This window comes from Ruegeria sp. AB10, assembly GCF_056542745.1.
Genome location: NZ_JBQGAI010000003.1, coordinates 136,574 through 150,824 on the forward strand (window position 1 = coordinate 136,574; position 14,251 = coordinate 150,824).

The 14,251-nt window shown below is 60.6% G+C and carries 12 protein-coding genes and 1 pseudogene; 6 read left to right on the plus strand and 7 right to left on the minus strand.

Going from position 1 to position 14,251, the window contains the following annotated elements; translation table 11 throughout:
* Positions 1–26 precede the first annotated feature (26 nt).
* Complete coding sequence (locus ACR0NT_RS08085) at positions 27–2,216, minus strand: PBP1A family penicillin-binding protein (RefSeq protein WP_170674445.1); 2,190 nt, start codon at positions 2,214–2,216, stop codon at positions 27–29.
* A gap of 258 nt (positions 2,217–2,474) precedes the next feature.
* Here ACR0NT_RS08085 and ACR0NT_RS08090 point away from each other — a divergent pair, with 258 nt between their 5' ends.
* The 3 genes from ACR0NT_RS08090 to ACR0NT_RS08100 all read left to right on the plus strand — a co-directional run bounded on the left by ACR0NT_RS08090 (position 2,475) and on the right by ACR0NT_RS08100 (position 4,624).
* Positions 2,475–2,813, plus strand: a complete 339-nt coding sequence (locus ACR0NT_RS08090; protein ID WP_170674447.1) for a P-II family nitrogen regulator — start codon at positions 2,475–2,477, stop codon at positions 2,811–2,813.
* Positions 2,814–2,848: 35 nt separating this feature from the next.
* A complete protein-coding gene (locus tag ACR0NT_RS08095) occupies positions 2,849–4,174 on the plus strand; it encodes an ammonium transporter (RefSeq protein WP_170327859.1) in 1,326 nt (441 codons plus the stop codon).
* 135 nt (positions 4,175–4,309) lie between these two features.
* Positions 4,310–4,624, plus strand: a complete 315-nt coding sequence (locus ACR0NT_RS08100; protein WP_170674449.1) for a hypothetical protein — start codon at positions 4,310–4,312, stop codon at positions 4,622–4,624.
* A gap of 99 nt (positions 4,625–4,723) precedes the next feature.
* On the opposite strand, the gene ACR0NT_RS08105 is transcribed toward ACR0NT_RS08100, so the two are convergent.
* From ACR0NT_RS08105 to ACR0NT_RS08120, 4 genes are all read right to left on the minus strand, one after another.
* A complete protein-coding gene (locus ACR0NT_RS08105) occupies positions 4,724–5,908 on the minus strand; it encodes an amino acid aminotransferase (RefSeq protein ID WP_170674451.1) in 1,185 nt (394 codons plus the stop codon).
* Entirely contained in the window at positions 5,908–6,762 is an 855-nt protein-coding gene (sseA, locus tag ACR0NT_RS08110; RefSeq protein ID WP_170674453.1) for a 3-mercaptopyruvate sulfurtransferase, read from the minus strand. The genes ACR0NT_RS08105 and sseA overlap by 1 nt, the downstream gene beginning before the upstream one ends.
* 81 nt (positions 6,763–6,843) lie before the next feature.
* The gene (locus ACR0NT_RS08115; RefSeq protein WP_170327862.1) at positions 6,844–7,113 is read right to left on the minus strand and encodes a CBU_0592 family membrane protein; all 270 of its coding nucleotides are present in this window, start codon (positions 7,111–7,113) and stop codon (positions 6,844–6,846) included.
* Positions 7,114–7,142: 29 nt separating this feature from the next.
* A complete protein-coding gene (locus ACR0NT_RS08120; protein WP_170447478.1) occupies positions 7,143–7,706 on the minus strand; it encodes an XRE family transcriptional regulator in 564 nt (187 codons plus the stop codon).
* 107 nt (positions 7,707–7,813) lie between these two features.
* Between ACR0NT_RS08120 and ilvD the strand changes: the two genes are divergently transcribed.
* Positions 7,814–9,646 carry a dihydroxy-acid dehydratase gene (gene ilvD, locus ACR0NT_RS08125; RefSeq protein WP_170447479.1) on the plus strand — a complete coding sequence of 611 codons (1,833 nt, stop codon included), beginning with the start codon at positions 7,814–7,816 and terminating at the stop codon, positions 9,644–9,646.
* 100 nt (positions 9,647–9,746) lie between these two features.
* Here ilvD and cysQ read toward each other — a convergent pair.
* A pseudogene (cysQ, locus tag ACR0NT_RS08130) lies at positions 9,747–10,535 on the minus strand (3'(2'),5'-bisphosphate nucleotidase CysQ); the annotation flags it as partial.
* A 122-nt stretch (positions 10,536–10,657) separates the two neighbouring features.
* Between cysQ and ACR0NT_RS08135 the strand changes: the two are divergent.
* Positions 10,658–11,479 carry an ABC-2 transporter permease gene (locus tag ACR0NT_RS08135; protein ID WP_170444642.1) on the plus strand — a complete coding sequence of 274 codons (822 nt, stop codon included), beginning with the start codon at positions 10,658–10,660 and terminating at the stop codon, positions 11,477–11,479.
* Here ACR0NT_RS08135 and ACR0NT_RS08140 read toward each other — a convergent pair.
* Positions 11,476–12,078: an alpha-ketoglutarate-dependent dioxygenase AlkB gene (locus ACR0NT_RS08140; protein WP_170672630.1), complete on the minus strand. Its 603-nt coding sequence runs from the start codon at positions 12,076–12,078 to the stop codon at positions 11,476–11,478. The genes ACR0NT_RS08135 and ACR0NT_RS08140 overlap by 4 nt on opposite strands.
* 213 nt (positions 12,079–12,291) lie before the next feature.
* Between ACR0NT_RS08140 and dnaK the strand changes: the two genes are divergently transcribed.
* Positions 12,292–14,202, plus strand: a complete 1,911-nt coding sequence (gene dnaK, locus ACR0NT_RS08145; RefSeq protein ID WP_170444636.1) for a molecular chaperone DnaK — start codon at positions 12,292–12,294, stop codon at positions 14,200–14,202.
* Positions 14,203–14,251: the final 49 nt, after the last annotated feature.

Genomic DNA, 14,251 nt, shown 5'->3' on the forward strand with positions numbered 1-14,251 from the left:
CCCGGTGCACCGCCTTTTTTGTGGGTTCAGTTGCCGAAGATATTGTTCAGCAGGTTGTTGATGGCCCTGTCCAGACCGGTCTGTTGTCTACGGCGCTGTTGCCGCGGCTGCGCGGTCTGCACCGGCGGATCGGGGGCCAGCATCGGCAACGGCGTGGGTGTCATCCCCTCGCTCACGCGCAGCATGGTCTCTTTCCAGATCTCCGCAGGCAGGCCGCCGCCGGTCACGCCGGACAGCGGCGTGTTGTCGTCATAGCCCATCCAGACACCCGCGACGTAATCGGCGGTGAAGCCGATGAACCACGCATCCCGCGCGGCCTGCGTGGTGCCGGTCTTACCCGCCACCTGCCATCCGGGCAGCTTGGCGCGCGCGCCGGTGCCTTCGGACACCACACGTTCCATCATCCAGGTCAGCTGCTTGGCGGCCTTGTCGTTGATCACCCGCTCACCAATGCCGGTGCTGGTCTGGATCAAGGGCGTGTTGTCCCCCAGCAGTTTCAGCTCGGACAGGCCATAAGGTTCCACAGCCGAACCACCGTTCAGGATACCCGCATAGGCCCCGGTCATCTCGATCAGCGTGCTTTCCGATGCGCCCAGCGCCAGCGCCGGGCCTTCGGCGAGGTTGCTTTCGATGCCGAACTCACTGGCCACCGTGCGCACATTGTCCAGCCCGACAAATTCGGCCACTTTCACCGCCGGGATGTTCAGCGAGTTCTTCAGCGCATCCGCCAGCGTCACCCGGCCATAGAATTTGTGGGTATAGTTCTTGGGGCACCACTGACCCGACCCGGGGATGTTGACGCAATAGGGTTCATCCACCACCGTATCCAGCGGCGAATGACCCAGCTCCAGCGCGGTGGCATAGACGAAGGGCTTGAAGGACGACCCGGTCTGGCGCAACGCCTGCGTGGCGCGGTTGAACGCGCCGGATACCCGTGTCTTGCGCCCGCCGACCATGGCCCGCACAGCCCCATCCGCCGACATCACCACAATCGCGGCCTGCGCCTTGGACCCTTCGCGCACCTTTTCCTGGAAGATGTATTTCAACGCCTCTTCCGCCGATTTCTGCAGCCTTTGATCCAACGTGGTACGGATCACCACATCATCCGTGGTGTCAGTGCCGAAATAGCTGGGCAGCTCGGTGATCACCCAATCGGCAAAATAGCCGCCCGCCCGCGCCGCCGCGGCCTCGGACAGTTGCGCCGGGTTGCTGCGGGCGCTGCTGGCCTGTGCGGTGGTCAGATAGCCCTGCGCCTCCATCAACCCGATCACCAGTTGCGCCCGATCCTGCGAGCGCTGCAGGTTGTTCGTGGGCGCATAACGTGTGGGCGCCACCAGCAGACCGGCCAGCATTGCCGCTTGCGCCGGGTTCACTTCGGCGGCGGAAATGCCAAAGTAACGCTGGCTTGCGGCCTCGAACCCGCGGGCACCGGCACCAAGAAAGGCGCGGTTCAGGTAGATGGTCAGAATCTCGTCCTTGGAGTATTTCACCTCCATCGCCATCGAATAGACCGCTTCCTTGGCCTTGCGCCACAGCGAGCCCTGACGGCAATCCGCCTCATAGGCGGCCTCGGACTCCCACTCGCTGGGCACATACGGCACACCCAGGCACAACAACTTGGCGGTTTGTTGCGTAATGGTCGACCCGCCATGGCCGGACAACGGCCCGCGCCCTTCGCTGAGGTTGATTCGAACCGCGCTGGCGACACCCCGCGGGCTGACGCCGAAATGGCGATAGAATCGCTTGTCCTCGGTGGCGACCACGGCGTTTTTCAGATGTGGTGAGACGGTGTCGGCGGTGATCACCCCGCCGAACTGATCGCCACGCCAGGCAAAGACCTTGCCATCGCGGTCCAGCAACGTGACCGAGCCCCGCGCCCGGCCATCCAGCAGCGCATCCACATCGGGCAACGAGGTGTAGACAACCCCCACCGCCAGCGCCAGCAACAATGCGGCTACGGCGCCCACGCGCCACGTAACCCCCCAGATCAACCGCCAAATCCAGCGGAACAGCCGACGGAAGAACCCGCCGCCTCCGTTGCCGCCGGATTTCCGGCGTGTTTTCTTCCGGGCGGTCTTGCGGGTCGTCGTCTTGCGCGCGGTCGCCTTCTTTCCTGCGGGCTTCGCAGCCCGCTTGGTCGCCGTGGGCTTGCGCCCTTTCGACGGGTATCTCTTGTCCGCGACAAGCGGTGCCTTTCGGCGCCTGGACTCAGTCATGCTCAAACTCTGCCCGGTTATCATTTTGAGGCACCATACCCTGACAGACCGTTGAAGTAGAGGTCTGAATTTCCGGAAGCGGCCCTCATCAGGGCGCCTAATTTTTAATCACTTGATGATATTTGTGCAAAAATTGTGCACCTCACCCCTGTTTTCCCCAACCTTTCACCACTCAAACCGTTCCTTACACGGCGTAGGCGCGCTTTTTTCTGCAAGTGCAAACAAGCCGGACAGACCGGGGAAGCAGAGGGGAAGAACGTGAAACTGATCATTGCGACAATCAAGCCGTTCAAGCTCGAGGAGGTGCGCGAGGCACTGACCGAGGCGGGCGTGCGCGGCATGATGGTGACCGAAATCAAGGGCTTCGGCTCGCAATCCGGTCACACGGAGATTTATCGCGGCGCCGAATACGCCGTGAATTTCGTACCCAAGATCAAGCTCGAGATCGTGGTGCCCGCCACGATGGCCGAACAGATCGTCGAAACCATCACCAACACCGCCAAGACCGGCAAGATCGGTGACGGCAAGATTTTTGTCCTCGATGTCGAGCAGGCCCTGCGCGTGCGGACCGGGGAAACGAACGAAGAGGCGCTGTAAGGCGCCCCCCACTCACAATCATTCGAGGACTGACAATGAACCTGATGAAATCTCTCATCCCTGCCGCCGCGATCGTCGCGCTGCCGCAGATGGGTCTTGCGCAAGAGGCCGCCGGCGGCGAGACCGCGCAGCACACGCAATTTATCCTGACCTCGCTGCTGTTCCTGGTTGGCGGTTTCCTGGTGTTCTGGATGGCTGCGGGCTTTGCCATGCTCGAGGCCGGTCTGGTGCGTTCGAAGAACGTTGCCATGCAGCTGGTCAAGAACATGGGCCTGTTTTCGTTCGCCGCCATCATGTACTGGCTGGTCGGCTATGGCCTGATGTATCCCGGCGATGGCTGGATGATCCCCGGCGTTCTGGGCGCAATCGCCCCCGCATCGCTTGAGGCCGTCGGCCTGGACGGCGTGAATGCCGACCTGTCCTATGCAACTGTCGGCTCGGACTTCTTCTTCCAGCTGATGTTCTGCGCCACCACCGCCTCGATCGTGTCGGGCACCGTGGCCGAGCGGATCAAGCTGTGGCCCTTCTTTGCTTTCGTGATCGTCCTGACCGGCATCATCTACCCGATCGAAGCGTCCTGGCAGTGGGGCGGCGGCTGGCTGTCCGAGATGGGCTTCAGCGACTTCGCAGGCTCGACCCTGGTGCACGCCGCAGGTGGTTTCGCAGCACTGGCCGGTGCCATCGTGCTGGGCCCGCGGATCGGCAAGTACAACAAGGACGGCAAAGTGGTTCCGATCCCCGGTTCGAACCTGGCGCTGGCCACTCTGGGTACCTTCATCCTGTGGCTGGGTTGGTTCGGCTTCAACGGCGGTTCGCAGCTGGCAATGGGCACCATTGGTGACATCGCAGACATCAGCCGCATCTTCGCCAACACCAACATGGCCGCTGCTGCCGGTGCCGTTGCCGCGCTGATCCTGACACAGGTGATGTACGGCAAAGTCGACCTGACCATGGTGCTGAACGGCGCGCTGGCCGGTCTGGTCTCGATCACCGCCGAACCGCTGGCCCCGTCGCTGTTCCAGGCGCTGATCATCGGTGCAGTTGGTGGCGTGATCGTTGTCCTGACCGTTCCGATGCTGGACCGCATGAAGATCGACGACGTGGTCGGCGCCATCCCGGTTCACCTGATCGCAGGCTTCTGGGGCACCTTCATCGTGGCCTGGACCAATGGTGACGCGAACTTCGTGACCCAGATCATCGGCTTCGCTGCCATCGGTATCTTCGTCTTCGTGGTCAGCTTCATCCTGTTCTCGATCCTTAAGGCAACTGTTGGCCTGCGGGTTGGTGAGGAAGAAGAGATCAACGGCCTGGATATGGGCGAGCTGGGTATGGAAGCGTATCCCGAGTTCTCCAAAGGCTAAAACCAGAGTTAACCATTCGAAGGCCGGGCGTTCGCGCCCGGCTTTTTCTATTTCTGATAATAAAGCCTGTGGAAAAAATCGCTTGTTTTGGGTCTAATCTTAACAACTGAAAATTCCCGAGCTCCTCGCATAAAAATGACCAAATCATCAGGCACACCACGGTTAGGGCTGTCCCGCCTTCGCGACATCGGCTGGAAGCTATGGGACCCCATCGGTCTGCTGGGGCTTGAAGGCAATTGGCAGGACGAAGACTGCGCGCCGTTCGCTGACGAATACGACAGATATCTGCAAAGGGCTGCGGGAATGCTGCGCCAGGGAGAAGAACGTCGGAGGGTTGTCGACTACCTTGTTCAAATTGAAACTGTGCACATGGGTTTGGGAGAAAGAAAAAGCGCCCGCAAACGAGCCGAAGACGTGGTAGACGCAATTATCGACAACAAAGAGCTTTAGACCCAGTGGCCGCAGTAAACCTGATTGAACCTGCCGTTCACACCCCGGAAAAAGAGCCGCGCTGGGTAGCGCAGCTCTCTGTCATTTTTTCAATAGCACTCAGACGCCGACGTCTACAATCGCCTTGGCCAGAATCGGCACCGTATCGGCATTCAGCCCGGCGATGTTCAGGCGGCTGTCGCCGACCATATAGATGCCATGATCGGCGCGCAGCGTCTCGACCAGCTCCGGTGCCGCACCCAGACGCGAGAACATGCCGCGGTGCTGGGCGATGAACCCGAAACGGTCAGACCCGCTCAGGCGCTGCAACTCGTCTGACAGCTGCTGACGCAGACCCAGCATGGACAAGCGGACCTCTTCCAGTTCAGCCGCCCAGTCGGCGCGCAGGGCGTCGTCGTTCAGGATCGTGGTCACAACCCGCGCACCGTGGTCCGGCGGGAAGGAGTAGTTCTGGCGGTTCAGAAAGGCCAGAGTGGCCTGATTCAGAGCCGTTTGCGCCGCGTCATCGCTGATCGCCATCAACAGGCCGGTACGTTCGCGGTAAACGCCGAAGTTCTTGGAACACGACGCCGCAATCAGGCAGCGCTTGACCGACGAGGCCACCAGGCGGGTCGCCTGCGCGTCTTCTTCCAGACCGTCGCCAAAGCCCTGATAGGCAATGTCGATCATCGCCACGAGGCCAAGCTGGTTGATGATGTTCACGACCTCCTGCCACTGCACCATGTTCAGGTTGGCGCCGGTCGGGTTGTGACAGCAACCGTGCAGCAACACCACGTCGCCCGCTTTGGCGGTTTTCAGGTCTTCGACCATGCCGTCGAAATCGACGCCACGGGTTTCGCCGTCAAAATAACGGTACTGGACCGTCTCAATGCCCAGATAGCTGAGGATCGACAGGTGGTTCGGCCAGGTCGGGTTCGACACGAACACGCGCGCCGAGGGGTTGGCCATGCGGATCATCTCGAACGCTTGCCGACACGCACCGGTGCCGCCCGGCGTCGCCACGGCCGCGATATTGCCGCGCGGGACCGCGCTGCCGAGGATCAGACCGATCATCGCATCGGCATAGGCCGGATCACCGGCCAGACCGGTATAGGCCTTGCTTTCCTGCTCTTCGAGAATGCGTTTTTCGGCCGCCTTGACCGCGCGCATCACGGGCGTCACGCCCTCGGCATTCTTGTAGACGCCCACACCCAGGTCGATCTTCTGATCGCGCGGGTCTTCGCGGTACATCTGCATCAGCGCCAGAATCTTGTCGGCGGGCTGCGGTTTGAGGTTCTCGAACATCAGTTCTCTCCAGTTGCGACGGGCAGGGTCGGGAAGGCACCCCATTCAGCCCAGGAGCCGTCATAAAGCGAATGATCTTTCTTTCCCAAGCGCTCGAGCGCAAGGCTGAGGATCGCAGCAGTCACGCCCGACCCGCAAGAAGTGATGGCGGGTTTCGACAGGTCCACGCCTGCGGCCTCGAACACGGCGCGGCATTCGTCGGGTGACTTCATGGTGCCGTTCTTGTTCAGCAGGGTGCCGAAGGGCACGTTGCGCGACCCCGGAATATGGCCCGAACGCAATCCTTCGCGCGGCTCTGCCTCGGTTCCGGCGAAGCGAGCAGCCGAGCGGGCGTCGATGATCTCGTGATCGGCCAACTTGGTTGCGGAAGACACCTGTGTCACGTCGCGCACCAGATGGTTCTGCACGCGCACGGTCATGTGGCGGTCGCGGATCACCGGGGGCAGATCCTCGATCTCGCGGCCCTCGGCCTGCCATTTCGGGAAACCCCCGTCCAGAACGGCGACGTTTTCCTGACCCATCAGGCGGAACAGCCACCAGACCCGCGCCGCCGACATCAGCCCGGCACCGTCATAGACCACGATCTGATGGCCATCGCCCACACCCATCGCCCGCAGGCGCGACATGAACTTTTCGACCGGAGGCGCCATGTGCGGCAGGTCCGACCGTCGGTCGGAAATGTCATCGATGTCGAAAAACCGGGCGCCGGGAATATGCGCCTCGTCGTATTCCGCCTTGGCGTTCCGCCCTTGCTGCGGCAAATACCAAGACCCGTCCAGAATCCGCAGATCCGGGTCCTTGATGTGGGCTGCAAGCCATTCGGTTGAAACGAGGGTTTTCGGATCGTCCTGCATCAAAGCCTCCCCAAGAGCGAGCTTGGTTTTTCCCTATACGTGCAGGCATTGGGGTTCAAGGCTGGATGGCGCCAAGCCCGCCTAACGCGCGCGTCTGAGCCGGAAAAACTGAACGATCCCGATCATGCTGATCAGAATCCAGAAGGATTCAATCAACATCGACGCCAGATTGAAATTCTGAAGCAGCGAATAGACGATCAGGATCGAGCCCGCCAAGTTCAGCACAGGAAACGCCAGATCGTCCGAATTCATCATCCGCATCTGGGTGGCGAAATACGCCGCCACTACGACCAGCGCACCGAACGAGCCGACCGCATCCGCCAGCGTCAGAGTTTCAAGAAAAGCGGCCATGTTGTCCCTCGGGCTTTTTGGATTGGTGTTCAGCCGATCGCGGCCAACGCATCAAGCTGCGCATAATGGTGCATGTTCAGAAACGCCGCACCCTGATCACCGGCACGGTAGCCATGCGGCAGGTCCGCCGCAAACCGCAGCCCCTGCCCGGCCTGCAGCGGCACCCACTCGCCATCCCGCAGAATCTCAAGCGATCCGTTCAGCACAAAGACCTCTTCGGTCACACCAGTGGCATGGGCGGCGGATTCATGGCTCTGGTTCGGCGCAAGATCAACGTGAAAGGTTTCGGCCCGCAGGGTAGGATCAAAGGGAAACACGATCTTGACCTCGATGCTGCCGGGAAAGGTCACGGTGCGGAACACGTCCGGCGTGGCCGTATCGCGCAGCACGTCCGGGCCGATCAGAGCACTGAGGGGCAGCTGGAACCCTTTGGCAATCTTCCACAGCGTCGCGATGGTCGGGCTGGACTCGCCACGCTCGATCTGGCCCAGCATGGCCTTGCTGACCCCGGTCATTTCGGCCACCTTGGACAGGCTCAGCCCGGAGGCTGCCCGTACGTCCCGTAATTTCAGCGTTATGTCGTCCGGTGCCATATCAATCGTCTTTCGAATCCCCTTGTGCGTTATAGCGCACATGTGATACGTGCGCTATAACGCACATATCCCGCATATCGCAACCGGGGCAAAAGGGAAACAGCATCATGCCAATGTACCGATCCAGAACTTCTACCCATGGCCGCAACATGGCCGGTGCCCGTGGCCTGTGGCGCGCCACCGGGATGGGTGACGATGATTTCGGCAAGCCGATCATCGCCATCGTCAACTCGTTCACCCAGTTCGTGCCGGGCCACGTGCACCTGAAAGACCTTGGCCAGATGGTCGCGCGCGAGGTTGAGGCCGCAGGCGGTGTTGCGAAAGAGTTCAACACCATCGCGGTGGATGACGGTATCGCAATGGGTCATGACGGGATGCTGTATTCGCTGCCCTCGCGCGAGGTGATCGCGGATTCGGTGGAATACATGGTCAACGCGCACTGCGCTGACGCGATGGTCTGTATCTCGAACTGCGACAAGATCACTCCGGGCATGCTGATGGCCGCAATGCGCCTGAACATCCCGGCGATCTTTGTTTCGGGCGGGCCGATGGAGGCCGGCAAGATCGACATCGCCGATCTGGAAGCGAAAAAGATCGACCTCGTCGATGCGATGGTTGCCGCCGCTGATGACAAGTTCACCGACGAACAGGTTCAGCATATCGAGGAAAACGCCTGCCCCACCTGCGGGTCGTGCTCGGGCATGTTCACCGCCAACTCGATGAACTGCCTGGCCGAGGCGCTGGGTCTGGCCCTGCCGGGCAACGGCTCGACCCTGGCCACCCATGCCGACCGCAAAGAGCTGTTTCTTGAAGCCGGTCGCCGCATCGTCGAGATCACCAAGCGTCACTATGACCTGAACGAAAAAGGCTTCCTGCCGCGTGAGATCGCCACATTCGAGGCGTTCGAGAACGCCATGAGCCTGGACATCGCCATGGGCGGTTCGACCAACACCGTGCTGCACCTGCTGGCCATCGCGCATGAGGGCGAGGTGCATTTCACCATGTCCGACATGGACCGCCTCAGCCGCAAGGTTCCCTGCCTGTGCAAGGTCGCGCCGAACACCGAGAACGTCCACATGGAAGACGTCCACCGCGCCGGTGGCATCTTCTCGATCCTCGGCGAACTCGGTCGGGCCGGGTTGCTGCACGAGGATTGCAGCACTGTGCATTCAGGCACCATGGGCGAGGCGATTGCCAACTGGGACATCAAGGTCGCCAACAATCCCAAGGCGCAAGAGCTGTTCAAGGCCGCCCCCGGAGGCGTGCGCACCACGCAGGCGTTCAGCCAGTCGAACCGCTATAAAGAGCTGGATACCGACCGTGAAAACGGCGTGATCCGCAACAAGGAACACGCTTTCAGCCAGGATGGCGGTCTGGCGGTTCTGTTCGGCAATATCGCCCGCGACGGCTGTATCGTGAAAACCGCAGGCGTCGATCCGGCCAGTCTGACCTTCACCGGCACGGCCTATGTCTGCGAAAGCCAGGATCAGGCGGTGAACGACATCCTGACCGGCAAGGTCGAAGCAGGCGACGTGGTAGTCATCCGCTATGAAGGGCCACGCGGCGGTCCGGGGATGCAAGAGATGCTGTACCCGACCTCGTATCTGAAATCCAAAGGTCTGGGCAAAGCCTGCGCCCTGCTAACCGACGGTCGCTTCTCGGGCGGCACCTCGGGCCTGTCGATCGGCCACGTTTCACCAGAGGCTGCGGAAGGCGGCGAGATCGGCCTCGTGCGCCAAGGCGACAAGATCGAGATCGATATCCCCAACCGCACGATCCATCTGGCCGTGTCTGACGAAGAACTGGCCGCGCGCCGGGAAGAGCAGGACGAAAAAGGCTGGGAACCTGCTGAGCCGCGCAAACGCAAGGTGTCCACGGCGCTCAGGGCCTATGCCAAGCTGACCACCAGCGCCGCCAAAGGTGCTGTGCGTCAGGTCTGATCGATAAGAATCGGTTCCTGAACGGGAACCGATTCCTTCCAACCTCAAAAGGCTCCCGCGCCCGAAACGCACCATCGGCTGCGCCGATGCCACGTTCGGTCTTGGGCCCGGCGCCCGGAGCGTAGGCGATAAAGAACGGGTTTGCATAGCCGTCCTTGCCATAGGTCAGCGGTTCGTGGTTGTCGAACCGGATCACCTTGCCGCCGGCACCGGCCAGAACGGCGTGGCCTGCGGCGGTGTCCCATTCCATCGTGCGGCCGACGCGGGGATACAGATCCGCCTCGCCGGTGGCGACCAGGCAGAACTTCAGCGACGATCCCGCGCTCTTGCTGTCCTGCACCTCGTACTTGTTGATGTAATCTTCGGTCGCCTGATCCCGGTGCGATTTGGACGCCACGATCAACAGCGCGGAATTGTCCGGTTCAGAGACTGAAATCGGCGTCACATCCCCGGCCTGTGCCTTGTCCAACGCTCCGGTTTCCTCGACCGCCTGACCATCGGCCTGGGTATAGAACATCCGCCCCTTGGCCGGAGCGTACACTACGCCACGGGTCGGAACGCCATTTTCCACCAGCGCGATGTTCACGGTGAAATCGCCGCGGCGGTTGATGAATTCCTTGGTGCCGTCCAGCGGGTCGACGATCAGGAACGTATCACTCTTTTCCGAATGCGAGTCGGCCTGTTCCTCGGTCACAAGCAGGATGTCGGGGAAGGCGTCGCGCAGACCGGCCGAGATCAGGGCATCTGCGGCCTCATCCGCTTCGGTCACGGGGCTGGCGTCGGATTTGACTTTGACGTCGAAATCATCCGAATTGTAGATTTCCATGATCTTGTCGCCCGCTTCCAGGGCCAGACGTCGAATGACGGGAATGAGGGCGTCGTAGGTCACAAAAATGCTCCGTTCCTGTGATTTGTTGATCGAATATCCTGACGGCCTTATGATGTGCCGGTTACGGATCGGCAAGAAATTCGTGGCAGATTGCAGGCGAAAAAACGGGAAAGACGCTTCGGGTGTATTATTTCAAGCGAAACCGGACACTACTGGGCGGCGCGTTCACAACCGCCGAGCTTATTTTCCATGCGGTTGTCCGCAGCGTGCGATCACAGCATCACAACGCCGTGCTGGCGATCCTGATCAATATCCTGCAAGTGCTGGCGCTGGTGGCCGTGTTTTACACGATCATGTCCTTCCTGGGTCCGCGCATTGCCAGAATCCGCGGAGAGTTTGTTCTGTACCTTCTGTCCGGTGTGTTTTTGTTCCTGACGCATATCAGATCGGTCGGCATTGTGGCGGGGGTCAGTACCGGGGGTAATCCGATGATGCTGCACTCGCCGATGAACATGATGGTCATGTTGTTGGCGACCGCCTTCGGTGCGCTTTATACGCAGGTTGTCACGATCATCGTGATCCTGTTTCTCTACAGTGTCACAGTAGCCCCGCTCGAGATTCAGGACCCCGGCGGCGCGTTTGCGATGTTGATACTGGCCTGGTTTACCGGCTGTTCCGTTGGCGTGGTGTTCATGGCCCTGAAGCCCTGGTTGCCGACGGTTTCCACGATTCTGAACAACATATATCGGCGTCTGAACATGATTTTTTCGGGAAAGATGTTCGTCGCCAATGCGCTGGGCGGTGCCACGCTGGCCATGTTTGCGTGGAACCCGCTGTTTCACATCATCGACCAGTGCCGGGGCTTCGTGTTCCGCAACTACTATCCGCGCAACACCAGTTGGGAATATGCGCTTTGGGTGGGGGTTGCGCTGTTGCTGATCGGACTGCTTGGTATCTTCTTCTCGCGCCAGCACGTATCGCAAAGCTGGAGCGCGCGCCGCTAGCCCGCCACCCGCAGGGTCAGGTTGATCCGGCCGCCCTTGGGCAGCAGTTTCGAGGACCCGAACCGGATACGGTCGATCCCGTGATAGGTCAGCCGGGCCGGACCGCCCATGATCACCACATCGCCCGAGCTCAGCCAGATCGACTCGGTCTTGCCGCCGCGGGTCTGGTTGCCAATGCGAAACAGCGCGTCATCGCCCAGCGAGATTGACAGCACGGGCCAGGAAAAATCGGCCTCGTCCTTGTCCTGATGCAGCCCCATCCGGGCGCCTTCGCCGTAATAGTTGATCAGACAGCAGTCCGGGTCTCGATCCGGGCTGGCCAGATCCCGCCAGATATCGAGCACGGCATCGGGGATCGCGGGCCAGTCGGCCCCCTTGGGATGCTGCGGCTGGTACCTGTACCCGGCCTTGTCGGTCACCCAGCCCAAAGATCCGGCCGAGGTCATGCGCACCGACATCGCCTTGCCCGACGGTGTCACCGGCCGGAACAAAGGGGCGGATTTCAGAATCGGGCGCAAAAGCTCGATCAGCTGCGCCTGTGCAGAGGCATCCAGCCAGGCTTTTCTGATATCAAATCCGCGCAAAAGCAGCCGCGCCATTCAAGATTCCCCAATCCTTGCCAAAACCTTGCCAAAAAAGGCGCCAGATTCCCGAAAACCTGCGTTTTACAACGCTTGCAGGCCTCTCATCCCGCCCTTATATACGCCGGGACGCGCGATGGTGTAGGGCCGTTCGCGCATATCAGATCGGGGCCGGGTGCCATAACGGGTCCGGACCTCGGACATCGCCTTGAAGAGAAAGGGATTGAACATATGGGAAAAGTAATCGGGATTGACCTCGGGACCACCAACTCGTGTGTGGCCATCATGGACGGCTCGCAGCCGAAGGTCATCGAGAACGCCGAAGGGGCGCGGACCACGCCCTCGATCGTCGCCTTCACCGAAGATGAGCGACTGGTCGGTCAGCCTGCAAAACGTCAGGCGGTCACCAACCCCGACAACACGATCTTTGGCGTCAAGCGTCTGATCGGTCGTCGTGTGGATGATGCAGAAGTCGAAAAAGACAAGAAAATGGTGCCGTATGCCATCGTCGATGGCGGCAATGGCGACGCGTGGGTTGAAGCCCGCGGTGAAAAATACTCCCCAAGCCAGATCTCGGCCTTCACTCTGGGCAAGATGAAGGAAACCGCAGAAAGCTATCTGGGTGAGGAAGTCACGCAGGCGGTCATCACCGTTCCGGCCTACTTCAACGACGCACAGCGTCAGGCCACCAAAGACGCCGGTAAGATCGCCGGTCTGGAAGTGCTGCGGATCATCAACGAGCCGACAGCGGCGGCTCTGGCCTATGGTCTGGACAAGGAAGAAACCCAAACCATCGCGGTTTATGACCTTGGTGGCGGTACCTTCGACGTGACCATTCTGGAAATCGACGACGGTCTGTTCGAGGTCAAGTCGACCAACGGCGACACCTTCCTGGGTGGTGAAGACTTTGACATGCGCATCGTCAACTACCTGGCGGACGAGTTCAAAAAGGAACACGGCGTCGACCTGTCTGCCGACAAGATGGCTCTGCAGCGTCTGAAAGAAGCCGCTGAAAAAGCCAAGATCGAACTCAGCTCGACCTCGCAGACCGAAATCAACCAGCCGTTCATCTCGATGGGTTCGAACGGTCAGCCGCTGCACATGGTTATGAAGCTGACCCGTGCCAAGCTGGAATCGCTGGTGTCGGACCTGATCAAGAAGTCGATGAAGCCCTGCCAGGCCGCGCTGAAAGATGCCGGTCTGTCGGCGGGTGACATTGACGAGGTTGTTCTGGTCGGTGGTATGACCCGGATGCCGAAAGTCATCGAAGAGGTCACCAAGTTCTTCGGCAAAGAGCCGCACAAGGGTGTGAACCCGGACGAAGTGGTCGCCATGGGCGCCGCCATTCAGGCAGGTGTTCTGCAGGGCGACGTCAAAGACGTGGTTCTGCTGGACGTGACCCCGCTGTCGCTGGGTATCGAAACGCTGGGTGGCGTGTTCACCCGCCTGATCGACCGGAACACCACGATCCCGACCAAAAAGTCTCAGGTCTTCTCGACCGCAGAAGACAACCAGAACGCCGTAACCATCCGCGTGTTCCAGGGTGAGCGTGAAATGGCTGCGGACAACAAGATTCTGGGTCAGTTCAACCTCGAAGACATCCCGCCCGCACCGCGCGGTATGCCTCAGATCGAGGTGACCTTCGACATCGACGCCAACGGCATTGTCTCGGTTTCGGCCAAGGACAAAGGCACCGGCAAAGAGCAGAAGATCACCATCCAGGCCTCGGGCGGTCTGTCGGATGACGATATCGAAAAGATGGTCAAGGACGCCGAAGAGAACGCGGAAGCCGACAAGGAACGCCGCGAGCTGGTCGACGCCAAGAACCAGGCGGAAAGCCTGATCCATTCGACCGAAAAGTCGATGGAAGAGCACGCCGACAAGGTCGACCCGACCACTATCGAAGCCATCGAACTGGCGATTGCCGCACTGAAGGACGAGCTGGAAACCGAAAATGCCGACAAGATCAAGTCCGGCATCCAGAACGTCACCGAAGCCGCGATGAAGCTGGGCGAAGCCATTTACAAGGCGCAAGCCGATGAGGCCGAGGATGAGCCTGTGGCGGCGGATGCCGCTCCGGCTGGTGATGACGACATTGTCGACGCCGAGTTCGAAGACCTGGACGAAGACAAGCGTAACTAACGGGTAACCGGGCCAATGCGGGCCGGTCCGGTTGCCGGGCCGGCCCGAT

What these genes read in the sequence shown, in the direction of transcription:
- ACR0NT_RS08105 (WP_170674451.1), bottom strand. Translation starts at nt 5,908, where the DNA reads ATGTTCGAGAACCTCAAACCGCAGCCCGCCGACAAGATTCTGGCGCTG.
- dnaK (WP_170444636.1), top strand. Translation starts at nt 12,292, where the DNA reads ATGGGAAAAGTAATCGGGATTGACCTCGGGACCACCAACTCGTGTGTG.
- ACR0NT_RS08095 (WP_170327859.1), top strand. Translation starts at nt 2,849, where the DNA reads ATGAACCTGATGAAATCTCTCATCCCTGCCGCCGCGATCGTCGCGCTG.
- ACR0NT_RS08140 (WP_170672630.1), bottom strand. Translation starts at nt 12,078, where the DNA reads ATGGCGCGGCTGCTTTTGCGCGGATTTGATATCAGAAAAGCCTGGCTG.
- ACR0NT_RS08115 (WP_170327862.1), bottom strand. Translation starts at nt 7,113, where the DNA reads ATGGCCGCTTTTCTTGAAACTCTGACGCTGGCGGATGCGGTCGGCTCG.
- ilvD (WP_170447479.1), top strand. Translation starts at nt 7,814, where the DNA reads ATGCCAATGTACCGATCCAGAACTTCTACCCATGGCCGCAACATGGCC.
- ACR0NT_RS08085 (WP_170674445.1), bottom strand. Translation starts at nt 2,216, where the DNA reads ATGACTGAGTCCAGGCGCCGAAAGGCACCGCTTGTCGCGGACAAGAGA.
- sseA (WP_170674453.1), bottom strand. Translation starts at nt 6,762, where the DNA reads ATGCAGGACGATCCGAAAACCCTCGTTTCAACCGAATGGCTTGCAGCC.
- ACR0NT_RS08100 (WP_170674449.1), top strand. Translation starts at nt 4,310, where the DNA reads ATGACCAAATCATCAGGCACACCACGGTTAGGGCTGTCCCGCCTTCGC.
- ACR0NT_RS08120 (WP_170447478.1), bottom strand. Translation starts at nt 7,706, where the DNA reads ATGGCACCGGACGACATAACGCTGAAATTACGGGACGTACGGGCAGCC.